Genomic DNA, 21,913 nt, shown 5'->3' on the forward strand with positions numbered 1-21,913 from the left:
TCGCGGAGGCCCGGATCGCCAAGAAGTGAGATCCACCCGGTCGGGGGACGAACGAAGGCCCCCGGCTCGTGACCGGGGGCCTTCGGGAGAGCACTTCTTACTTCGGCGGGGCCAGCTTCACGACCGTCGCCTTGGCGTCGCCGCGGGGGGTTCGGTAGGTGATCTCGTCGCCCGCCTTCTTGCCGACCAAGGCCAGGCCCAGGGGGCTGTCCGAGGTGATTGCGTCCGCGTCCTCGCCCGGGACCGTGACGACCTGGAACGTCTCTTCGTCGCCGTCCGAGAAGCGGAGGGTCACGCTTGTGCCGTCCGGGAGCTGGGCGTTGCCGTAGCCGCCGTGTTCCATCTTCGCGGCCAGGTCGGCGATCTGGCGGTCGAGGCGGGCGGCCGCTTCGGCTCGGTCGATCACGTCCGCCTGGTCCGCCGCGTCGCCGGTGCGCTCCTGCTCGCCGGGTTGCGGCGCCAGGGCCAGTCGTTGTGCGCGCAAGTTCGCGATTTCCTTCTCCAGCTGGCTGCGCGCAGCCGGGCTGAGCCCCTTGTCCCCTGAGATCACCATGCCGCGCATTGTCCGCTGCGCGGACCGGGGTGGCCAATCCGGTTTTTCACCCGAAGGTCATCAGCGGGACGTCTGGCCTAGGATTCGGGCCTGCCGTCCAGTAAGAAGGTAACGAGAATCACCGTGAGCGCAGTCCCCGGTCGCAGCGACCGGCTCTCTCCCAACCAGCTTGCCAAGCAGGACCAGATCGTCGAAGCCGCGCGCGTGGTCCTCGCCCGCGACGGCCTTGCCGGGTGCACCGTCCGGGCCATCGCCGACGCCGGGCCGCTCACCAAGAGCGCGATCCACTACTACTTCGCCGACATCGACGTCCTCATCGACCGCGCGATGGCCGCCCACATCACCACCTTCGCGGCGGGGCTGCGCGAGGTGGCCGCGAAGCACGACGAACCGCGCCGGCGGCTCTTCGCCGTCCTCGAGGAGTACCTGCGCGTCTTCGCCGCCAACCCGAACGCGGCCTTCCTGTGGTTCGAGTACTGGATCGCCGCCGGGCGGGCGCAGCACCCGCAGGCCATCGACGTCATGCTCACGTCGCTCACCGAGCTGCTCGCCGAGCTCCTCGCCCCGCTCGACGTCGACGACCCGCGGGCGCGCGCCCGGGCGCTGCTGTCGTACCTGCTGGGCACGGTCGTCCAGCAGCGGGTGCGCCCGCGTCCGTTCGCCACCCTGCGTGCCGACATCGAGGCGCTCTGCTTCGCGAACTACGGCCAATAACGCCCAATAGATCCGTAGAGGTACGGATTGTGCGGTACGTCCGGCTCCGGCCAAGGTCGAGGAACCCCCGAGAGCAGGAGACGTGATGCGCACACGAACGTGCATGGCAGCGGCCGCGGCCGTCCTCTTGGTGCTCACCGCCGGCGGCCAGGCCGGTGCCGCCCAGCCCGGCGGACCGCAGGTGTACGAGGTCAGCGGCACCGGCACCGCCCAGCAGCGCACCGAGGTCGCGCGGACCGGCGCGGACATCCTCGACGTCGAAGGCGCGACGACGACGATCATCGCCAACCCCGGCGAAGTGGCCCAGCTGCGCGCGCTCGGCTTCGGCGTGAAGGCGCTGGGGAAGGTGAACCGGCCCGAGGGCGCCGAGACCGTCGAAGACTTCCCGGCCGGCTACACCGGTTACCACACGTACGCGGAGACGCAGACCGAGCTGCAGAAGGCCGTCGCGAACTACCCGACGCTCGCGAAGCTCGGCAGCGTCGGCAACTCCTACGAGGGCCGCGCGCTGTCGGTGCTCAAGATCAGCGACAACGCCGGCACCGACGAGAACGAGCCCGAGGTCCTCTTCACCTGCAACCAGCACGCGCGCGAGCACCTCACCACCGAGATGTGCCTCCGCATCGTGCAGCGGCTGACCAGCGGGTACGCCACCGACCCGGCGATCAAGCGGCTCGTCGACAGTGCCGAGATCTGGGTCGTCCCGAGCGTCAACCCGGACGGCTCCGAGTACGACATCTCCGGCGGCACGTTCCACAGCTGGCGCAAGAACCGCCAGGGTCCCGGCACCGACACCAACCGCAACTGGGGCTACAAGTGGGGCTGCTGCGGCGGCTCGTCGGGCTCGACGTCCAGCGAGACCTACCGTGGCACGGCGGCGTTCTCCGCGCCGGAGACCCGCGCCGTCTCGAACTGGGTGAACTCGCGGGTGGTCGGCGGCGTCCAGCAGATCAAGACGCACATCGACTTCCACACCTACTCCGAGCTGGTGCTCTGGCCGTTCGGGTACACCTACGCCGACACCGCGCCCGGCCTGACCGCGGCCGAGGCGCAGAAGTTCCAGTCGCTCGGCAGGCAGATGGCCGCGACCAACAACTACACGCCGCAGCAGTCCAGCGACCTCTACATCACCGACGGCAGCGTCAACGACTGGATGTGGGCGCAGCACAAGATCTGGAGCTTCACCTTCGAGATGTACCCGAAGGGCAGCAGCCCGGGCTTCTACCCGCGCGACACCCAGATCGTGCCGCAGACGACCCGCAACGACCAGGCCGTGGACATCCTCATCAACGCCGCGATCACCGGCTGACCCCCAGCGGCCTGGTGCGCGGCTCGCGAAGGGCCTCCTTCCCCGTCGACCGGGGGAGGAGGCCCTCGCGGTTAGGGTGCGGGGCATGCCTCTGTTCTCGTTCGAAGGGCTCAGCCCGCAGGTCCACCCGGACGCCTGGATCGCACCCACGGCCACCCTCATCGGCGACGTCGTCGTCGAAAAGGACGCCTCGATCTGGTTCGGCGCGGTGATCCGGGCCGACTTCGGCCGGATCGTCATCCGCGAGGGCGCCAACGTCCAGGACAACTCGGTGATCCACGTCAACGACGGCGTCTGCGAGGTCGGCAAGAACGTCACCGTGGGCCACCAGTGCCTGGTGCACGACTGCACGATCGGGGAGCAGGCGCTGATCGGCAACGGCTCGACGGTGCTCGACAAGGCGAAGATCGGCGCGCGGGCGCTGGTCGCGGCCGGCGCCACGGTCACGCCGGCGACGGAGGTGCCCGACGAGGTCATCGCGATGGGCAGCCCGGCCAAGAAGTTCGTCCCGCTGACCGACTCGGCGCGGATGTGGGTCGAGCACAACGCGGCGATCTACCAGGAGCTGGCGCGCCGGCACCGTGCGGGGACAAAATCGGTTTGACCCTCCAGTAACTGGAGACCCTAGCTTCGGGGCATGGCTCCGAAGAAACTCACCCACCAGGTCACCCTCGAGCTCACCGCGGGCAACGCCCCGGTCGTCGACCTCGGCAAGATGCTGGGGCAGACCGGGGTCAACCTCGTCGAGGTCAAGAAGGCTTACGACGCGGCGACGACGACCCAGCGCGGCGACATCGTGCCGGTCGTCGTCTCGGTGTTCGAGGACCGCTCGTTCGCGCTGCGGCTCAAGACGCCGCCGACGTCGTTCCTCATCAAGAAGGCGTTGGGGGACAAGGGATCCGCGCGGCCGGGGCACGAGGTCGCCGGCAAGCTGACGACCGGGCAGCTGCGGGAGATCGCCACGCGCAAGCTGCCGGACCTGAACACCTCGGACGTCGAGGCGGCGATGCGCACGATCGCGGGCACGGCTCGCTCCATGGGTGTCGTGGTCGTGGACTGACGTGCGCAAGCACGCGGTGGTGCCGCCGTTCCACGCGCTGGACCCCGAGCTCGGGGTCGCGGAACAGTTGCTGCGCCGGGGAAATCCGCAGCTTTGCGCGATCGTCGCCCGGCTGCCCGACGAAGTCGCGGCCGCGCACTGCCTCAACTCCGTGCTGGCGGAGGCGGGAGCGCGGCCGCGGCTCGTCGCGACCGGGCCGGCGTGGCGGATCGTCTACGTGACGCCCTACGCGGGAACCGGCGAGCTGGCCGCGGGCGCGGCCGGGCTGGCCGAACTCGTCATGGTCGGCGGCTGGCGGCGGGTGAAGCGCTGCGCCACCTGCGCGAAGCCGTTCTGCGACCGGACGTCGGGGTGCACCCGCAAGTGGTGCGCCGAACACCGCCGGGGCACTGGCGGGGTGGACTAGGCTTTCTCCCGCAGCAGCGACTGGCGCCATCGAGGTGGAGCACCACCGGGAAGCGACGACGAGGCCGGCACCGCGCGCCTGGGTGAAGGCCACTCCAGAGCCGGAGTACGCCATGACACACCAGCCAGCACTGAACGCGCTCACCGCCGCCGACCCGCAGATCGCCGGGCTGGTCGAGGACGAAGCGAAGCGCCAGCACGACAAGATCCGCCTGATCGCGTCAGAGAACTACGTCTCGCAAGCCGTCCTCGAAGCGACCGGCAGCGTGCTCACCAACAAGTACTCCGAGGGCTACGCGGGCAAGCGGTACTACGAGGGCCAGCAGTTCATCGACCAGGTCGAGCAGGTCGCCATCGACCGGGCGAAGGCCGTGTTCGGCGCCGACCACGCGAACGTCCAGCCGTACTCCGGGTCCCCGGCGAACCTCGCGGTCTACCTCGCCTTCGCCGAGCCCGGCGACACCGTGCTGGGGATGGCGCTGCCGGACGGCGGCCACCTCACCCACGGCTGGGGCGTGTCCGCGACCGGCAAGTGGTTCACCCCGGTGCGCTACGGCGTCGCCAAGGAGACCGGCCGCGTCGACCTCGACCAGGTCCGCGACCTGGCCCGCGAGCACCGGCCGAAGCTGATCTTCTGCGGTGGCACGGCGATCCCGCGCACGATCGACTTCCCGGCGTTCGCGGAGATCGCCGCGGAGGTCGGCGCGGTGCTCGTCGCCGACATCGCGCACATCGCCGGCCTCGTCGCGGGTGGCGCGCACCCGTCGCCGATCGGGCACGCGCAGGTCGTCACGACGACCACGCACAAGACCCTCCGCGGGCCGCGCGGCGCGATGATCCTGTCCGACGCCGAGCACGCCAAAGCCGTCGACAAGGCGGTGTTCCCGGGGCTGCAGGGTGGCCCGCACGACCACACGACGGCGGCCATCGCGGTCGCGCTCGGCGAGGCGCAGCAGCCGTCGTTCAGCGAGTACGCGCACACGATCGTCGCCAACGCCCGCGCGCTGGCGGACGCCCTGCTGGCGAAGGGGTACGACCTGGTCTCCGGCGGCACGGACAACCACCTGCTGCTGATCGACCTGACGAACAAGGCGGTCGCGGGCAAGCCGGCGGCGAAGGCGCTGGACCGGGCGGGCATCGAGCTGAACTACAACACGGTCCCGTTCGACCCGCGCAAGCCGTTCGACCCGTCCGGCATCCGGCTCGGCACGTCCGCGATCACCACCCGCGGCCTCAAGCCGGAGCACCAGACCCAGGTGGCGGACTGGATCGACCGCACGATCACCGCCGCGGCCGCTTCCGACGACTCCTCCTTGGACGCGATCGCCGCGGAGATCCGCGAGTTCCTGACCCCGTTCCCCATCCCGGGCTACTCCGCCTGACCCTCACCCCGAAGGCGGCACTTTCATAGGGAAAGTGCCGCCTTCGGCATGTCATGGGGCGCGAGACCGGGCTCACAGAATATTTGATTGCAGGATACAAGCTTCCGGGGAATACTTGGCTCAAGCAAGTAGTTGAGCGGTACAAGCAACTACCAAGTCCCGAGGGAGACCACCATGAGCGACACCTCCACGGCGGAAGGAGCAGCCGCTACGAACGGCAAACTGACCCACCGCCAGATCCTCACCGTCCTGTCCGGGCTGATGCTCGGCATGTTCCTCGCCGCGCTCGACCAGACCATCGTGTCGAGCTCGATGCGCACCATCGCCGACGAGCTCCACGGCCTGTCCCTGCAGGCCTGGGCCACCACCGCCTACCTGATCACCGCCACGCTCTCCACGCCGCTGTACGGCAAGCTGTCCGACCTCTACGGCCGCAAGCCCATGTACCTGACGGCGATTTCGCTGTTCCTGGTCGGCTCGCTCGCCAGCGGCATGGCGACGTCGATGTACGAGCTCGCCGCGTTCCGCGCCTTCCAGGGCCTCGGTGCCGGTGGCCTGATGTCGCTGGCGCTCGCGATCATCACCGACATCACCGCGCCGCGTGAGCGCAGCAAGTACCAGGGATACTTCATGGCGGTGTTCGGCATCTCGAGCGTGGCCGGGCCGGTCGTCGGCGGCTTCTTCGCCGGCATCGACACCTTCGCGGGCATCACCGGCTGGCGCTGGGTCTTCCTGGTCAACGTCCCGATCGCGCTGGCCGCGCTGGTCGTCGTCACCAAGGTGCTGAACCTCCCGCACACCCGCGTGGACCAGAAGGTCGACTACTGGGGTGCCGTCGCGCTGGCCACCGGGCTGGTGCCGCTGCTGATCGTCGCCGAGCAGGGCCGCGAGTGGGGCTGGGGTTCGGCCGCCTCGATCGCCATGTACGTCGTCGGCGGGCTGGGCGTGGCCGCGTTCGTCTGGATCGAACGCCGGATGGGCGACGCCGCCCTGCTGCCGCTGCGCCTGTTCAAGCGCCCGGTGTTCCGGATGGCCACGCTGGTCACCGTCGTGCAGGGCGCCGGGATGTTCGGCGCGATGATGTCGCTGCCGCTGTACCTGCAGATCGTCAAGGGCGCGACGCCGACCCAGGCGGGCCTGCAGATGCTGCCGCTGACGCTGGGCATCATGGTCGCCAGCCTGACCAGCGGCCGCCTGATCTCGAAGACCGGGCGCTACAAGATGTTCGCGGTGGCCGGGATCGGCCTGATGGCGGCGGCGCTGTTCGCGCTCTCGACCATCACCGTCGACAGCTCGCTGGCGCTGGTCATGGTGATCGCCTTCGTGATCGGCCTCGGTCTCGGCGCCTCGATGCAGACGCTGGTGCTGGCCGCGACCAACGACGTCCGCCCGCAGGACATCGGCGTCGCCACCTCGGCGGCGACGTTCTTCCGCCAGATCGGCGGCACGGCGGGCACCGCGGTGTTCCTGTCGATCCTGTTCGGCACGGTCGGCGACCGGATCGCGAACGCCATCCGCTCGGCGATGACCAGCCCGGCCTACGTCTCGGCGCTGGCCCAGAACCCGGCGTTCGCGAAGCAGATGCAGAGCGGCCTGGACGTCAACGACACGTCGTTCCTGTCCTCGCTCGACCCGACGCTGGCCCGGCCGATCCTGCAGGGCTTCGCCGAGTCGATGAGCACGGTGTTCCTGGTCGGCGGGATCGTGCTGACCGTCGGCTTCGCCCTGGTGTGGTTCCTCAAGGAGAAGCCGCTCTCGGACAAGTCGGCGATGGAGCAGCGCGCCGACGCCGAGGCGGATGCCCCGGCACTCGCCCTGGCGCACTGACCGCGTGAAAAGGCCCCTCGGGAAGCTTCCCGAGGGGCCTTTTCGCGTGCGGGCTAGTGGGCCGCGCCGCCGTTGGCCTCTTCCTTGGCCAGGCGGTCGGTCTCGCGCTCGTACGACCGGGCGATCTCCGCCTCGGCTTCGGTGCGGCCGACCCAGGACGAGCCTTCGACGCTCTTGCCGGGCTCCAGGTCCTTGTACACCTCGAAGAAGTGCTGGATCTCCAGCTTGTGGAACTCGTTCAGGTGGTGGATGTCGCGCAGGTGCTCGAGGCGCGGGTCGTTCGTCGGGACCGCGAGGACCTTGTCGTCCGGGCCCTTCTCGTCGGTCATCCGGAACATGCCGATCGCGCGGCAGCGGATCAGGCAGCCCGGGAAGGTCGGCTCCTGGACGAGGACGAGCACGTCCAGCGGGTCGCCGTCCTGGCCGAGGGTGTCGTCGATGAAGCCGTAGTCGGCCGGGTACTGCGTGGCCGTGAACAGGGTCCGGTCCAGCTTGATGCGGCCGGTCTTGTGGTCGACCTCGTACTTGTTGCGCTCCCCTTTGGGGATTTCGATCGTGACGTCGAACTCCACGGCGTCCTCGCTGCTTCTTTATAGATCCGGGCGTGCCCGCCCGACGCGGGCGGCAACCTTCATGACTGTCTTGACGTCTCCTAGTGTGGACTACGGCGTGCCGCGGGTCCCCATCGATGTCGGCCACGCGGCATGTGACCTTGGCCCCTGCCGGGGCAGGTGAGAAGGAGTGGTGGGTGCCGGAAAACGACCAGCCGATGTGGCCTTCGTCGGACGAAGACCGCTCGTCGTCGGGCGCGCGGAAGACCACCCCGATGTCCCTGCCCGACCCGCCGCCGAGCCCGCCGGGGGAGTCCGGCGTGCCCAAGGTCACAGGCAGCCAAGCACCCAAGGGGTCCTGGTTCGCGCCGAACGTCGCGCCTGAGCCGGTCCCCGGGCTCAACGTCCCGGCGGAGGAGCCGCCGCCCTCGCCGCCGCCGGCCAAGCAGGACCTGGCCGACCGGCTCGGCAGCCGGGAGCCGAAGCCGGCTCCCGAGGCGGGCACCGAGTACATCCGGGCCGAGCAGCCGCCCGCGGAGAGCACCCAGTTCATCGAGGTGAAGCAGCCCGAGCCGACGCCGGTGGTGCCGGTCGAGCGCAACGTCTGGACCGCTGAGCAGCAGGAACACCGCGAGGAGCCGCAGCAGCAGTGGCGTGAGGAGCTGCAGCTGTGGCGTGAGGAGCAGCAACGCCGCGAAGAGCAGCTGAAGCGCGCCGACGCCCAGCGCCGTGAGGAGCCGCAGCGTCCGGAAGAGCCCCAGCAGCCCTGGGCCCAGCGCATCGAGCTGCGGGAGAACCGCGGCGGCGACCGCCCGGCCGAACCGGGTGACCGGCGGCCCGGCCTGCCGCCGGAACCACCGCGCGGGGTCGTGCCGTCGGCGTCCGCCGGGTCCCTTGCCCGGCCGCAGCGGATCGAGCCGGACGGGCAGCGGTTCGACGCCGAGGCGACCGTCGGGATCGAGCGGCCGACCCAGTTCCCCGCCGCCTTCCAGCAGCAGCCCCAGTCCCGCACCGAGCCGCGGCCCGAGCAGCAGCCGCCGTCCGAGCCGCCGCCCGCCGCCGAAGCGCCGCCGGCCGGGGAGCCGCCGAAGAAGCGGCGCAAGGGCAAGCTGATCGCGCTCGTCGTGGTAGTCCTGCTGCTGCTGGCCGGGGGCGGGGTCGCCGCGGCGATGCCGAAGGTGTCGAACCGGCTGGGCCTGCCGTGGGCGCCGAACGCGCCGAAGGGCGACAGCCCGGAGCCGGGCGCCGCCACGCGTCAGCTGCAAGGGCCGAACAACGCCGGGCAGGCGCCGACCGCGAACGGCGTCAAGTCGGTGCTGGCTTCGGCGGCCGGCAACGGCGCGCTCGGCCAGCTCACCGGCAGTGTGATCGACCCGGTGACCGGCACCGTGCTGTGGGACCGCGGCTCGGGGACCCCGGTGACCCCGGCGTCGACGACGAAGGTCCTCACGTCGGCGGCCGCGCTGCTCTCCCTCGACCACAACCTGCGGTTGTCGACCAAGATCGTGCAGGGCGCCGACCCGGGCACGGTCGTACTGGTCGGCGGCGGCGACACGACGATCACCAACCTGCCGCTGGGCACGGACTCGCCGCTGTACCCGGGTGCCGCGCACGTCGACGACCTCGTCGCGCAGGTCAAGAAGGCCGCGCCCGGCGTCAAGAAGGTGCAGGTCGACCTGACCCTGTTCAAGGGCGCCACGACCGCGCCGGGCTGGGAAGCGGGCGACGCACCGTCGACGTACGCGACTCAGATGGCACCGGTGATGGCCGATGGCGGCCGGATCAGCCCCAAGGACAACAACTCGCAGCGCACGGCGAACGCGGGCAGCGCGCTGGCCTCGTCGATCGCGTCGAAGCTGGGCGCGTCACCGGGCGGCCAGGCGACCGCGGCCAAGGACGCGAAGGTGCTCGGCGAGGTCAAGTCGGCCCCGCTGACCGAGCTGGTGTCCGACCTGATGGTGCTGTCCGACGACGTCCTCGCCGAGGCCATCGCCCGGCAGGTCGCGCTGGCCAACGGCGAGGAAGCGAGCTACGCCGGCGGCGCGAAGGCGACCGTCAAGGTGCTGAAGGACCACGGGTTCGACGTCTCGGGCGTCGAGCTGTCCGACGGCAGCGGGATCTCGTCGCTCAACCGCATCCCGGCGCGGCTGCTTACCCAGCTCCTCGCGGCCGCGGCGGCACCGGAGGGCAAGAACCCGGGCACCGGCAAGCTGCGCCCGGTGCTGGCCGGCCTCCCGGTGGCGGGCGGCTCCGGCACCCTCGCCGACAAGCGCTTCGACACCCCGGCGTCCCAGGCGGGCCGCGGCTGGGTGCGCGCGAAGACGGGCACGCTGACCGGGGTGAACACGCTGGCGGGGCTGGTCCTCGACCAGGACGGCCGGGTGCTGGTGTTCGCGTTCATGTCCAACGGCTCGGACACCGACCCGGGCCGGGACGCCATCGACGTACTGGCCACGAGCCTCCGCAAGTGCGGATGCGCGTAGCGGGGGTACCTCTCCGTGTGCGAACCGTACGAAGATCGTGGCCGGAAACGCCCACCGGGCAGGTAGCGTCGGAAGGGTGAGTCAGGAAACCGAGACCCGGCCCATGGTCGACTGGGCGATCGCCGCGCAGACCGGCGCGCTGCTCGTGCGCGGTGGTCCGCAGATCCCGCGCGAAGAGGCCGAAGCGGCCGTCACCGACCTTCGCGAGCTGACGGTGGAGGCCGAAGGGCACGTCCGGCAGCTGACGAACCTGGGCCTCGACCTGCCGCTGCTGCCCGGCGAGGTCGTCGACCGGCCCGGCTGGGTGCGCTCGGCCGCCGCCGGGCTGGGTGCGCTGACCGGGCGCGCGCTGCCGCAGCAGGGTGGGGCGCTCGGGCCGATCCTCGCCGGGGGCGCCGGCGTCCAGACCGGCCTGGTGCTCGCGTTCCTCGCCAGCCGCGTGCTGGGCCAGTACGACCCCTTCGGCGGGCCGGAGCGGGAGGGGCAGCTGCTGCTCGTCGCGCCGAACGTCGTCGCCGCCGAGCAGGCGATGAACGTGCCGGGCCACGACTTCCGGCTCTGGGTCTGCCTGCACGAATGCACGCACCGGCTGCAGTTCACCGCGGTCCGGTGGCTGCGCGACTACTTCGCCGACGAGGTCGAGCGGCTCGTCTCCGGCCTCGCCGGCGGCGGCAGCGACAGCCTGTCCGACCTGTTCGGCCGGCTGCCCGAAGCGATCAAGCAGGGACCGAAGCTGAACCTCGCGGAGCTGCTCCAGTCGCCGAAGGAACGCGCGGTGTTCGACCGGCTGCTGGCGCTCTCGACGCTGCTCGAAGGCCACGCCGACTACGTGATGGACGCCGTCGGGCCGCAGGTCGTCCCGAGCGTCGACACGATCCGCGCGCGGTTCTCCGCCCGGCGCAAGGGCGGTGGCGTCTTCGACCGGCTGCTGCGCGCGCTGCTCGGCGTCGACGCGAAGATCCGCCAGTACGAAGAAGGCGCGAAGTTCACCAAGCACGTCGTGGACGCCGTCGGCATGGACGGTTTCAACGCCGTCTGGCGGTCGCCGAACACCCTGCCGTCGCGCGCCGAGATCGCCGATCCGGCGGCGTGGGTCCGGCGCCTGCACGGATGACCGGGCCGGCGGTCGCGGCCGTCCGCCGGGCCGTGCGCGCCTTCCTGGACACCGTCGAGGCGCCGTCCGAGATCTGCGTCGCGGTCTCCGGCGGCGCCGACTCGCTCGCGCTGGCCGAGGCCGCCGCGTACACCGGGCACCGCGGCGGGCACGTCGTCCGCGCGCTCGTCGTCGACCACGGCCTGCAGGACGGCTCGGCGAAGATCGCGCGGGACGCGGCGGCCGCGGCGAAGGCGCTCGGCGCCGACGAAGCCGAGGTGCGCCGGGTCGACGTCACCGGCACCGGCGGTCCGGAAGCCGCCGCGCGCAAGGCCCGCTACCGGGCGCTGGCCGGGCACGAGCTCGTCCTGCTCGGCCACACCCTCGACGACCAGGCCGAAACCGTCCTGCTCGGCCTGGGCCGCGGCTCGGGCCCGCGCAGCGTCGCCGGCATGCGGCCGCACGACCCGCCGTGGGGACGGCCGCTGCTCGCGGTCCCGCGCGCCACCACCCGGGCCGCCTGCGCCGAGCTCGGCGTCGAGCCGTGGGACGACCCGCACAACGCCGAACCGCGCTTCACCCGCGTCCGGTTGCGCACCGAGGTGCTGCCGCTCCTGGAGGACGTCCTCAACGGCGGGGTGGCGGGCGCGCTCGCCCGGACGGCCGCGCAGCTGCGTGAAGACAATGAGGCGCTGGACACAATGGCGGACATGATCTTCACCCGCGCGGGCGGCGCCGAAGGGCTGGATGTCGGACTCCTCGAGGCCGAGCCCGCGGCACTGCGGCGGCGGGTTCTTCGCAGGTGGTTGCTGCAATCGGGTGTGCGCGAGCTCACCGACGCGCACCTCCGCGCGGTCGACGGGCTGGTCGCCCGGTGGCGTGGTCAGGGCGGTGTCTGGTTGCCCGGCAACTTGGAGGCGCGGCGGGCGCATGGCAGGCTCTGCCTCACCTCCCAACCCACCACACGAGGGGAATGACCCGTGTACGAGGGCGAAATCGCCTCCGTGCTCGTCACCGAGCAGCAGATCAAGGACAAGATCGCGGAACTGTCGGAGCAGATCGCCGCCGACTATCCGGCCAACGGGCAGGGCGAACTCCTGCTGGTGGGCGTCCTGAAGGGCGCGGTCATGTTCATGACCGACTTCGCCCGCGCGCTGCCGCTGCCGACGCAGCTGGAATTCATGGCCGTCTCCTCGTACGGCTCGGCGACGTCGTCGTCCGGTGTCGTGCGGATCCTCAAGGACCTCGACCGCGACATCGCGGGCCGGGACGTCCTGATCGTCGAAGACATCGTCGACTCCGGCCTGACGCTGTCATGGCTGCTGAAGAACCTCGCCAGCCGCAACCCCGCGTCGCTCGAGGTCGTTTCGCTGCTGCGGAAGCCGGAAGCGGTGAAGGTGGACGTGCCGGTGAAGTACATCGGCTTCGACATCCCGAACGAGTTCGTCGTCGGCTACGGCCTCGACTACGCCGAGCGCTACCGGGACCTGCCGTACATCGGGACGCTGGACCCGAAGGTGTACACGGCGTAGTTCACCGACCGTTCACCGCAACGACCGGATCCGCGGAACCCGAGTGGCGAAGTTTGCGTCATACGCTCTGATCACGTGCGTTAACCTATGCGAAGACCATTCGTGCCCGCGGTGACCGGGTCGGGGGAACGGGAGAGAGCTCAGATGGGGAACAGCAGCGCTGCCGACGCGAACGCGTTCAAGGCCGCGGCCGCGGCGGGCCAGGTCGGAATCGACCCGGACGCCGCGCAGACCGTGCTGAAGAAGATCCGCACCGGCAAGGACGCGGTCGAGGCACTGCTCAACGGCGCGGGCACGCTCGCCCAGCCGCCGAAGCTCGGCGACAACCCGGTCGGCAACGCGATGGCCGCGAAGTTCGTCCAGCGCGCCGACGGCGGCGGCGACTCCTACGCGGCCGCGTTGCAGAACCTGCTCGACCAGTACTCGGCCGCGGAGGAGGGCATCGTCACGGCGATGTCCCGCTACCACGAGATCGACAACGCCGCCGCCGACCCGTTCCGCAACGCCTGAGTCCTGAGGGGGATTTCGCAGTCATGGCTCCGAACCACAGCGACCAGCCTTCGTCGTCCGACCCGGGTTCGCTCGTCCCGCTCGGCGACAACTCCGCGTCGCAGAACATCGTCGCCAACGCCCGCGGCAGCGCCGGCGGCTTCGACATGGGCAGCGACCGCGCGATCGCGAACCCGCCGAACTGGAACGCGCAGGAAAGCCAGCAGCTCTACGCCGGCGCGGTCAACAACAACGACCCCGGCACGGCCGAGTCGACCGGGCACGCCTGGGCGCACCACGGCACCGAGCTGAAGCAGGCGTCCGACCACCTGTACAACGCGATCGCCGAGCTGGGCAACGCGTGGGTCGGCCAGGGTGCCGGCGGTGCGCAGGGCGCGCTGGTGGCCATCGCCAACTCCGGTTCGCAGGCCTCCGACGCCGCGCACACGATGTCCGACCGGCTCGCCCGGCAGGCCGCGGCGGCCGCCGAGGTCAAGAAGATGCCGGCCCCCAAGGACTACGACCCGAAGCAGTCCATGGCGGCGGCACTGGCCGGCGGCCCGGCGGCGCTGATCGCCGACCAGAAGGCGCAGGCGGACGCGGCCAACGACGTCAAGGCGCAGCAGGTCGCGTTCTTCAACGCCTACACCAAGGCGATGAGCGAGGTCGACAGCTCGACCCCGAGCTTCGGCCCGGAATCGCTCGGCATGAAGCCGACGGGCTCGCACAACTCCATCTCGTTCAACTCGGTCAACGCCGTCGGCAGCACCGGCCCGGTCCAGGGGCTCCCCGGTGGCGCGGGCGACGCGATCTTCGCCTCCAACGCGTCCGGTTTCGGCAGCGGCGGCGCCTTCGGCGCGCAGCACGCGGCCGGCGTGACCGGGGCGAGCCACGGGGTGCCCGGCGGCTTCGGCGGGGCCGACGCGGCCTCGCTCGGCAGCGACGCACCCGGCGGTTCGGTCCCGGGTCACGGTGCCGGCTCCGTGACCGGCACCGGCCAGGTCGCCCCCGGCGCGGGTGCCGGTGGCGGCAGCCCGCTCAGCAAGATCGGCATGGGCCTCGGCATCGGCGGCGCGGCCGGTGGCCTGGGCGCGCTGGCTTCGCGGGCGCTCGGCGCCGGCACCAAGTCCGGCTCGAAGAAGGCCGAGAACGACACGTCGCTGGCGTCGGCCGAGGGGCAGAGCGCCGCTTCGGCCCAGGCTCCGCAGCAGGGCGTCGTCTCGGCGGCGGGCACCATCGGCGGCCAGCAGGCCCCGCCCCCGATGAACCCGGGCATGGGCGGGATGGCTCCGCAGGGTGCCCAGGGCGAGCAGGACGAGGAGCACACGCACGCGTCCTTCCTCATCGAGGCGGACCCGGACGAGGCCTTCGGCGCGAACCAGGCGACCCCGCCGCCGGTCATCGGCGCGTGGTCCGGGGACGACGAAGACCGCTGATCCTTCCGGGCCGGGCACGCCGACGGTGTGCCCGGCCCGTTTTCTCTTGGGGGTGGCTCGATGCCGAACGCTGAGCTGCTCACCCCGGTCGAGGTGGACTTCCTGTGGGAGTCCGCCGGGCTGGGCGAGCTGCCGTACCCGCTGCGCGTCCGCTCGCACGGCGAAACCGTCGACGAGCGGGCCGCACTGCGCCGCCGCACGCTGGAAGGTCTCGTCGCGCGCGGGCTCGCCGACGGCCGCGGGCGGCCCGAACCGCACGTCGAGGACTACTTCGGCGTACTGGCGCAGGCCGAGCTCAGCCTGGACGCGGTCCAGCTGATCGCCCCGGACGCCGAGCCGCTGCTCGCGATCGCCGGCGTGCTGGGCGGCCAGGGCCTGCTGGCGGTCCAGGACCGCCGCGGCCTGCACCTGCAGCCGTGCCCGGCCGACGGCCTCGCCAGCGCGATCGTCTCGCTGCTGCCGGGCGCCCCGCGCGGCACCGAGAAGTCGATCACGGTGCCGCTGGAGCAGCTGGTCGGCGCGCACGGCGTCGACTTCCTGCAGCGCCGCGGCAACGGCGACGAACGCTCGTCGGCGGACGAGGACCGCAAGGCACTGGCCCGCCTGCACGCCCAGCCCCGCCTGCGCGGCGGCCAGATCGCCGCCAACGCGCGCTCCAAGGTGGGCGGCCGCACGCGCTCACCGGTGCTGAGCTGGTTCGACACCGAAACCGGCCGCTACCTGACCCAGGCGTCCCGCGGCCGCGACGGCCGTGACTGGATCACGATCGCGCCGGCGGACGCGGCGACGTTGCGCCACCGCCTGGGCGAGATGCTGGCCACCTCGACCACGGCGGTCTGACGACGCGGCCGTCCGGGCACTCTGCCAAGATCGGGCTCCGGCTTCTCCGAGCGTGCTCGCCGCGACGATCATTTTTTGTCGGTGGTGCGGGCTACGCTGAGCAAGAGTCCGATCCGGGAGAGTAGTGATGCAAGAGTTCTTCTCGCCACTGGCGTTCGACTTCCTGTGGGAGTCGGCGCAGCTCGGCGAGCTGCCGTACCCGCTGCGGGTCCGGTCGCACGGCGCGACCGAAGACGAGCGCGTCTCGCTGCGCCACCGCGTCGACGCCGAGCTGAAGGCCCGTGGGCTCCGCGAACCACGCGGCAGGCTCGCGCCGCCGATCGAGGACGCGCTGGGGCTGCTGGCCTTCGCCCCGCTGACCATCGACGCGCTGCACATCCCGCAGTTCGAAGCGCCGACGGTCGGCGTCCTCGCGGCGGCCGACGACACCAAGGGCGTCCTCGCGGTCCAGGACGCCGACGGCATCTGGCTGCGGGACATCCCGCGCGACGGCCTGGTCTCCGCCGTCGTCGGCGTGCTGCCGGCCGGGCCGAGGGGGAGCGAGGCGTCGATCACACTCCCGCTGGACGACGCCCTGCGGACCCCGCCGATCCGGGTGCCGGTGTCCTTGCCGTCGACCGCGCCCGACGAGCGCGGGAAGGGGCGCCGGACCCCGCTGAGCGAGCGCGTCACGGCCGACCCGCGGGAGGCGTACGGCCGCCTCGCCGGGCAGCCGCGGCAGCGGGGCGGTCAGCTGGCAGCGAACAGCCGTTCGCAGGTCGGGGCCAAGCAGCGGTCCCGCGTCCTGGCCTGGTTCGACACCGCGACCGGACGCTACCTGAGCCTCTCCCGCGCAGGTAGCGACGGTCGGGAGTGGGTCACGGTGGCCCCGGCCGACCCGGCGACCCTGCGGACGCGGCTGGGCGAGATGGTGAACAGTGTGTCCGACGGCACGCGATAGCGTGACCGGTGTGGACGCGGACCGGGAACCCGGGCGCGGTATCGCCCGTTGACCTGCGAGAGGCTCACAGGGGATGAACGCGGCAGCGGACGGTACCCTGATGGGACGGGTGTCCAAGGCACCGCGGGTTGTCAAGATCGTGATGGCGGGTATCACAGGAGCCGCCCAACCAGGGAGGGTCGAGGCCACCAGGGCCGAGTCGTATGAACCGGAAGAGCGTGCTCAGGAACCCACTGCTGTGGATCGTCGCGGGGTTGCTGGCGTTGTTCGCGTACAACACGATCTTCGACAGTGATCGTGGGTACACCCAGGCACCCATCTCGGTGGCGAACTCCCAGATCTCCTCGAACAACGTCAAGGAAGCCAGCCTCGAGGACAAGGAGCAGCAGCTCAAGCTGCTGCTGAACAAACCTGTCGACGTCGACGGCCAGCAGGTCACCCAGATCATTTCGCAGTACCCGGCGGACGCCACCCGCCCGATCTACGACTCGTTGATCGCGGCGAAGAACGGCGGCGCGCCGATCAAGTTCACCACCAAGGTGACCCAGCAGGGCGTGCTGACGCAGATCCTCATCTTCGCCATCCCGCTCGCCCTCGTGCTGGGCCTGCTGATGTGGATGATGAACAACGCCCAGGGCGGCGGCAACCGCGTCCTCAACTTCGGCAAGTCCAAGGCCAAGCAGCTGAACAAGGACATGCCCAAGACGACCTTCGGGGACGTCGCGGGTGCCGACGAGGCCGTCGAAGAGCTGTACGAGATCAAGGACTTCCTGCAGAACCCGGCGCGGTACCAGGCGCTCGGCGCGAAGATCCCGAAGGGCGTGCTGCTCTACGGGCCGCCCGGTACCGGCAAGACGCTGCTCGCGCGAGCCGTCGCCGGCGAGGCGGGCGTGCCGTTCTACACGATCTCCGGCTCGGACTTCGTCGAGATGTTCGTCGGTGTCGGCGCCTCGCGCGTCCGTGACCTGTTCGAACAGGCCAAGCAGAACGCGCCGTGCATCATCTTCGTCGACGAGATCGACGCGGTCGGCCGCCAGCGCGGCGCCGGCCTCGGCGGCGGGCACGACGAGCGCGAGCAGACGCTGAACCAGCTGCTCGTCGAGATGGACGGCTTCGACGCCCGCGGCGGGATCATCCTGATCGCGGCCACCAACCGGCCCGACATCCTCGACCCGGCGCTGCTGCGCCCCGGCCGGTTCGACCGGCAGATCCCGGTGTCCGCGCCCGACCTGCGCGGCCGCAAGGCGATCCTCGAGGTGCACGCCAAGGGCAAGCCGATCGCCCAGGGCACGGACCTGACCAGCCTGGCCAAGCGAACCGTCGGCATGTCCGGCGCGGACCTGGCCAACGTGCTGAACGAGGCCGCGCTGCTCACCGCCCGCCAGAACGGGCACGTGATCACCGACGTCGCGCTGGAGGAGTCGGTCGACCGCGTCGTCGGCGGCCCCGCCCGCAAGAGCCGGATCATCTCCGAGAAGGAGAAGAAGATCACGGCCTACCACGAGGGCGGGCACGCCCTCGCCGCGTGGGCGATGCCGGACATCGAACCGGTCTACAAGCTGACCATCCTGCCGCGCGGCCGCACCGGCGGGCACGCCTTGATCGTCCCGGAGGACGACAAGGAGTTGATGACCCGCTCGGAGATGATCGGCCGGCTGGTCTTCGCGATGGGTGGCCGCACGGCGGAGGAGCTCGTCTTCCACGAGCCCACCACGGGCGCGTCCTCGGACATCGAGCAGGCGACGAAGATCGCCCGCGCGATGGTCATGGAGTACGGCATGAGCGCCCGCCTCGGCGCGGTCAAGTACGGCCAGGAGCAGGGCGACCCGTTCCTCGGCCGGTCGGCCGGGCGGCAGGCGGACTACTCGCTCGAGGTGGCGCACGAGATCGACGAGGAGGTGCGCAAGCTCATCGAGACGGCGCACACCGAGGCGTGGCACGTGCTGAACACCTACCGCGACGTGCTCGACGAGCTGGTCATCGAGCTCCTGGAGAAGGAGACGCTGCAGCGCAAGGACCTCGAGCGGATCTTCGCGACCGTCGAGAAGCGCCCGCACATCACCGTCTTCAACGAGTTCGGCGAGCGGACGCCGTCGGACAAGCCGCCGATCAAGACCCCGGGCGAGCTGGCGATGGAGCGCGGCGAGCCGTGGCCGCCGCCGGAGAAGGAGCCGAAGCCGGCCCTCAAGCCGGAGCCGACCCCGGTCGGCACCGCGCCGGGCGCGGGCGACCTGCCCGGCGGCCCGCCGTACCCGTCCCCGACGCCGGCGGACCCGAACGCCAACCCGTACGCCCCGCCGCAGCCGGGCGCCTACCCGAACGGCGGCCGTCCCTACGGCGGCCCGAACGGTGGTCCCAACGGCACGGCGCACTGGCCGCAGTCCTACGGCGGCGGCCAGCAGACCGGCGGCTACCCGGGCGGCCCGGCCGGCGGCCAGAGCGGCCCGCCGAACTACGGTGCCCCTCCGGGCTGGACCCCCGCGACCTCCCCCGGTGGTCAGCCGGGCCAGTCGTGGCGGCCCGGTGGTGACGAACGCCCTCGTGAGCACGGCTGGTTCGCCGACCAGGCGGGCAACCAGCAGAACGAGGGAGAACGACGTGACGTGGATGGACCAGACAAGCCGCAGTGACGCCGACCGCCCGGTCTTCGACCACGACCGGGCGGAGAAGGCGATCCGCGAGCTTCTGCTGGCGTGCGGTGAAGACCCGGAGCGGGACGGTCTGAAGGACACCCCCGCCCGGGTCGCCCGCGCGTACCGCGAGATGTTCGCGGGCCTGTACACCGAGCCGGACTCGGTGCTGGACCGGACCTTCGACGAGTCCCACGAGGAACTCGTGCTGGTCACGGACATCCCGATGTACAGCAGCTGCGAGCACCACCTGGTGCCGTTCCACGGTGTCGCGCACGTCGGGTACATCCCGAACGCCGCCGGGAAGGTCACCGGGCTCTCGAAGCTCGCCCGGGTCGTCGACCTCTACGCCAAGCGCCCGCAGGTCCAGGAACGGCTGACCTCGCAGGTCGCCGACGCGATCGTGCGGAAGCTGGAGCCGCGCGGGGTGATCGTCGTGATCGAGGCCGAGCACCTCTGCATGGCCATGCGCGGCATCCGGAAGCCCGGTGCCCGCACCACCACGTCGGCGGTGCGGGGACAGCTGAAGGATTCGCCGTCGTCGCGGGCGGAGGCGCTCGACCTGATCAAGGCGCGCCGGTGAGCGTGGGGCTTCCCGCTCCCGGCCGGTGCGTCGTGATGGGCGTGCTGAACGTGACGCCCGATTCCTTTTCGGACGGTGGCCGCTACCTCGGGCTCGACCAGGCCCTCGAGCACGCCCGCCGGATGTGGGCGCGCGGTGCCGACCTGATCGACGTCGGCGGCGAGTCGACGCGGCCGGGTGCGGCCCGGGTGGACGCCGAGACCGAGTTGGACCGGATCCTGCCGGTGATCCGGACGCTCGCGGGCGAAGGCGTGGCGCTGTCGGTCGACACCACGCGCGCGACCGTCGCCGCTGCCGCGGTCGAAGCCGGCGCGCACGTGATCAACGACGTCTCGGGTGGCCTGGCCGATCCGGACATGGCGCGGGTCGCGGCCGAAACCGGCGTGCCGTGGGTGCTGATGCACTGGCGCGGGCACAGCAAGGACATGCAGGCGCTGGCGTCCTACACCGACGTCGTCGCCGATGTCCGGGCCGAGCTGCTGTCCCGGGTGGACGAAGCGCTGGCGGCCGGGGTGGCCGAGAGCGCGATCGTGCTGGACCCCGGGCTCGGGTTCGCGAAGAACGCCGAGCACGACTGGGCGTTGCTGCGCGGGCTGGATTCGTTGCTGTCGTTGGGTTTCCCTGTGCTCGTCGGCGCCTCGCGCAAGCGTTTTCTCGGCCGTCTGCTGTCCGAAAAGGACGGCACGCCCCGCCCGCCGGACGGCCGTGAGGACGCGACGGCGGCGATTTCCGCCCTCGCCGCCGCGGCCGGCGCGTGGGGCGTGCGGGTGCACGAGGTCGGGGCCTCTTTGGACGCGGTCGCGGTGGCCGCGGCGTGGTGGAAGGGTTCGCCGGATGTCTGACCGGATCACGCTGACCGGCCTGCGCGTGTTCGGCCGCCACGGCGTGTTCGAGCACGAGAAGCGCGATGGCCAGGAGTTCGTCGTCGACGTCACGGCGTGGCTCGACCTCGGGCCCGCCGCCGCGTCGGACGACCTGACCAAGACCCTGCACTACGGCGAGCTGGCCGAGCTGGCGGCGGGCATCGTCGCGGGCGAGCCGTACGACCTCATCGAGAGCGTCGCGGGCAAGATCGCCGACGAGGTCATGCGCGACGAGCGGCTGAGCGCGATCGAGGTGACGGTCCACAAACCGTCGGCCCCGATCCCGCTGACGTTCGACGACGTCGCGGTGACGGTCCGGCGCGACCGATGAGCCGCGCGGTCCTTTCCCTCGGCTCGAACCTGGGTGACCGGCTGGGCTACTTGCGGCTGGCCCTGGACGCGGTCCGCCCGGCGCTGGTCGCGGTGTCGAGCGTGTACGAGACCAAGGCCTGGGGCGTCGAAGACCAGCCGGACTTCCTGAACGCGGTGTGCGTGGTCGACGACCCGGCCCGCGACCACTGGGCGTGGCTGCGCACGGGCCAGGCGGCCGAGCAGGCGGCCGGCCGGGTCCGCGAGCTCCGCTGGGGCCCGCGCACCCTGGACGTCGACGTGGTCACGGTGGACGGCGTGACGTCCGACGACCCCGAGCTGCTGCTCCCGCACCCGGGAACGCCGGACCGCGCGAGCGTGCTGGTCCCGTGGGCGGAGCTCGACCCGGCGGCGGTCCTGCCCGGCCACGGCCCGATCGCAACCCTCCTGGCGGCCCGCCCGGCGGCCGAAGTGGCAACGGTCCGCCGGACGGCCCTCGAGCTGAGCTGAGTCGGCCGACCTGCGCCAGGTCTGGTCTGGGGCTGGCCGAGTCGGCCGACCTGCGCCAGGTCTGGTCTCGGGCTGGCCGAGTCGGCCGACCTGCGCCAGGTCCGATCTGGGGCTGGCCGAGTCGGCCGACCTGCGCCAGGTCCGGTCTCGGGCTGGCCGAGTCGGCCGACCTGCGCCAGGTCCGATCTGGGGCTGGCCGAGTCGGCCGACCTGCGCCAGGTCCGATCTGGGGCTGGCCGAGTCGGCCGACCTGCGCCAGGTCCGATCTCGGGCTCGCCGAGCCGGCCAACCTACGCCCGACGACGGCCCGCCGGGCGGCTTTCGGGCCCGGCCAACCGGCAGCCGGCCAACCGTGCCGGTGCCCAGCGACGGCCGGTCTCGACCTCGGCCGGGCAAGTCAACCC

The 21,913-nt window shown here is 71.5% G+C and carries 22 protein-coding genes and 1 riboswitch; of the genes, 20 read left to right on the top strand and 2 right to left on the bottom strand.

What is annotated here, in order from left to right; translation table 11 throughout:
- Positions 1 to 97 precede the first annotated feature (97 nt).
- Complete coding sequence (locus tag SD460_RS09375) at positions 98 to 553, bottom strand: GreA/GreB family elongation factor (protein WP_290056042.1); 456 nt, start codon at positions 551 to 553, stop codon at positions 98 to 100.
- Positions 554 to 676: 123 nt separating this feature from the next.
- Between SD460_RS09375 and SD460_RS09380 the strand changes: the two genes are divergently transcribed.
- The 7 genes from SD460_RS09380 to SD460_RS09410 all read left to right on the top strand — a co-directional run bounded on the left by SD460_RS09380 (position 677) and on the right by SD460_RS09410 (position 7,250).
- Positions 677 to 1,267, top strand: coding sequence for a TetR/AcrR family transcriptional regulator (locus SD460_RS09380; protein WP_290056043.1), 591 nt, complete (start codon positions 677 to 679; stop codon positions 1,265 to 1,267).
- Positions 1,268 to 1,370: 103 nt separating this feature from the next.
- A complete protein-coding gene (locus tag SD460_RS09385; protein WP_290056051.1) occupies positions 1,371 to 2,576 on the top strand; it encodes a M14 family metallopeptidase in 1,206 nt (401 codons plus the stop codon).
- Positions 2,577 to 2,661: 85 nt separating this feature from the next.
- On the top strand, positions 2,662 to 3,180 hold the full coding sequence (locus SD460_RS09390) for a gamma carbonic anhydrase family protein (RefSeq protein WP_290056044.1): 519 nt from the start codon (positions 2,662 to 2,664) through the stop codon (positions 3,178 to 3,180).
- Positions 3,181 to 3,213: 33 nt separating this feature from the next.
- On the top strand, positions 3,214 to 3,636 hold the full coding sequence (locus SD460_RS09395; RefSeq protein WP_290056045.1) for an uL11 family ribosomal protein: 423 nt from the start codon (positions 3,214 to 3,216) through the stop codon (positions 3,634 to 3,636).
- A gap of 1 nt (position 3,637) precedes the next feature.
- Complete coding sequence (locus SD460_RS09400; protein ID WP_318306071.1) at positions 3,638 to 4,042, top strand: hypothetical protein; 405 nt, start codon at positions 3,638 to 3,640, stop codon at positions 4,040 to 4,042.
- 6 nt (positions 4,043 to 4,048) lie between these two features.
- Positions 4,049 to 4,133: riboswitch (ZMP/ZTP riboswitch) on the top strand.
- A gap of 21 nt (positions 4,134 to 4,154) precedes the next feature.
- The gene (gene glyA, locus SD460_RS09405) at positions 4,155 to 5,423 is read left to right on the top strand and encodes a serine hydroxymethyltransferase (protein WP_290056047.1); all 1,269 of its coding nucleotides are present in this window, start codon (positions 4,155 to 4,157) and stop codon (positions 5,421 to 5,423) included.
- Between the two features lie 174 nt (positions 5,424 to 5,597).
- Complete coding sequence (locus SD460_RS09410; RefSeq protein ID WP_290056048.1) at positions 5,598 to 7,250, top strand: MDR family MFS transporter; 1,653 nt, start codon at positions 5,598 to 5,600, stop codon at positions 7,248 to 7,250.
- A gap of 53 nt (positions 7,251 to 7,303) precedes the next feature.
- On the opposite strand, the gene SD460_RS09415 is transcribed toward SD460_RS09410, so the two are convergent.
- Entirely contained in the window at positions 7,304 to 7,822 is a 519-nt protein-coding gene (locus SD460_RS09415; RefSeq protein WP_086671401.1) for an inorganic diphosphatase, read from the bottom strand.
- A 176-nt stretch (positions 7,823 to 7,998) separates the two neighbouring features.
- Here SD460_RS09415 and dacB point away from each other — a divergent pair, with 176 nt between their 5' ends.
- From dacB to folK, 13 genes are all read left to right on the top strand, one after another.
- Positions 7,999 to 10,284 carry a D-alanyl-D-alanine carboxypeptidase/D-alanyl-D-alanine endopeptidase gene (gene dacB, locus SD460_RS09420; protein WP_290056049.1) on the top strand — a complete coding sequence of 762 codons (2,286 nt, stop codon included), beginning with the start codon at positions 7,999 to 8,001 and terminating at the stop codon, positions 10,282 to 10,284.
- A gap of 103 nt (positions 10,285 to 10,387) precedes the next feature.
- Positions 10,388 to 11,398 (top strand): zinc-dependent metalloprotease, encoded by a 1,011-nt coding sequence (locus SD460_RS09425; RefSeq protein WP_290056052.1) that lies wholly within the window; start codon positions 10,388 to 10,390, stop codon positions 11,396 to 11,398.
- On the top strand, positions 11,395 to 12,354 hold the full coding sequence (gene tilS / locus SD460_RS09430; RefSeq protein WP_318306072.1) for a tRNA lysidine(34) synthetase TilS: 960 nt from the start codon (positions 11,395 to 11,397) through the stop codon (positions 12,352 to 12,354). Before SD460_RS09425 ends, tilS begins: the two co-directional genes overlap by 4 nt.
- A gap of 3 nt (positions 12,355 to 12,357) precedes the next feature.
- The gene (gene hpt / locus SD460_RS09435; protein WP_033261644.1) at positions 12,358 to 12,909 is read left to right on the top strand and encodes a hypoxanthine phosphoribosyltransferase; all 552 of its coding nucleotides are present in this window, start codon (positions 12,358 to 12,360) and stop codon (positions 12,907 to 12,909) included.
- Between the two features lie 144 nt (positions 12,910 to 13,053).
- Positions 13,054 to 13,419 (top strand): hypothetical protein, encoded by a 366-nt coding sequence (locus tag SD460_RS09440; protein ID WP_290061180.1) that lies wholly within the window; start codon positions 13,054 to 13,056, stop codon positions 13,417 to 13,419.
- A gap of 23 nt (positions 13,420 to 13,442) precedes the next feature.
- The gene (locus tag SD460_RS09445; protein ID WP_290061178.1) at positions 13,443 to 14,834 is read left to right on the top strand and encodes a hypothetical protein; all 1,392 of its coding nucleotides are present in this window, start codon (positions 13,443 to 13,445) and stop codon (positions 14,832 to 14,834) included.
- 60 nt (positions 14,835 to 14,894) lie between these two features.
- Positions 14,895 to 15,674, top strand: a complete 780-nt coding sequence (locus tag SD460_RS09450) for an ESX secretion-associated protein EspG (RefSeq protein WP_318306073.1) — start codon at positions 14,895 to 14,897, stop codon at positions 15,672 to 15,674.
- A gap of 124 nt (positions 15,675 to 15,798) precedes the next feature.
- Entirely contained in the window at positions 15,799 to 16,614 is an 816-nt protein-coding gene (locus tag SD460_RS09455) for an ESX secretion-associated protein EspG (RefSeq protein WP_290061172.1), read from the top strand.
- 203 nt (positions 16,615 to 16,817) lie between these two features.
- Positions 16,818 to 19,244 (top strand): ATP-dependent zinc metalloprotease FtsH, encoded by a 2,427-nt coding sequence (ftsH, locus tag SD460_RS09460; protein WP_290061154.1) that lies wholly within the window; start codon positions 16,818 to 16,820, stop codon positions 19,242 to 19,244.
- Positions 19,222 to 19,827 carry a GTP cyclohydrolase I FolE gene (folE, locus tag SD460_RS09465; protein WP_318306074.1) on the top strand — a complete coding sequence of 202 codons (606 nt, stop codon included), beginning with the start codon at positions 19,222 to 19,224 and terminating at the stop codon, positions 19,825 to 19,827. Before ftsH ends, folE begins: the two co-directional genes overlap by 23 nt.
- A 35-nt stretch (positions 19,828 to 19,862) precedes the next feature.
- Positions 19,863 to 20,669 (top strand): dihydropteroate synthase, encoded by an 807-nt coding sequence (folP, locus tag SD460_RS09470; protein WP_290061187.1) that lies wholly within the window; start codon positions 19,863 to 19,865, stop codon positions 20,667 to 20,669.
- On the top strand, positions 20,662 to 21,021 hold the full coding sequence (gene folB / locus SD460_RS09475; RefSeq protein ID WP_290061151.1) for a dihydroneopterin aldolase: 360 nt from the start codon (positions 20,662 to 20,664) through the stop codon (positions 21,019 to 21,021). Before folP ends, folB begins: the two co-directional genes overlap by 8 nt.
- Entirely contained in the window at positions 21,018 to 21,509 is a 492-nt protein-coding gene (folK, locus tag SD460_RS09480) for a 2-amino-4-hydroxy-6-hydroxymethyldihydropteridine diphosphokinase (protein ID WP_318306075.1), read from the top strand. The genes folB and folK overlap by 4 nt, the downstream gene beginning before the upstream one ends.
- Positions 21,510 to 21,913: the final 404 nt, after the last annotated feature.

The organism is Amycolatopsis solani, assembly GCF_033441515.1.
Lineage (GTDB): Bacteria > Actinomycetota > Actinomycetes > Mycobacteriales > Pseudonocardiaceae > Amycolatopsis > Amycolatopsis solani.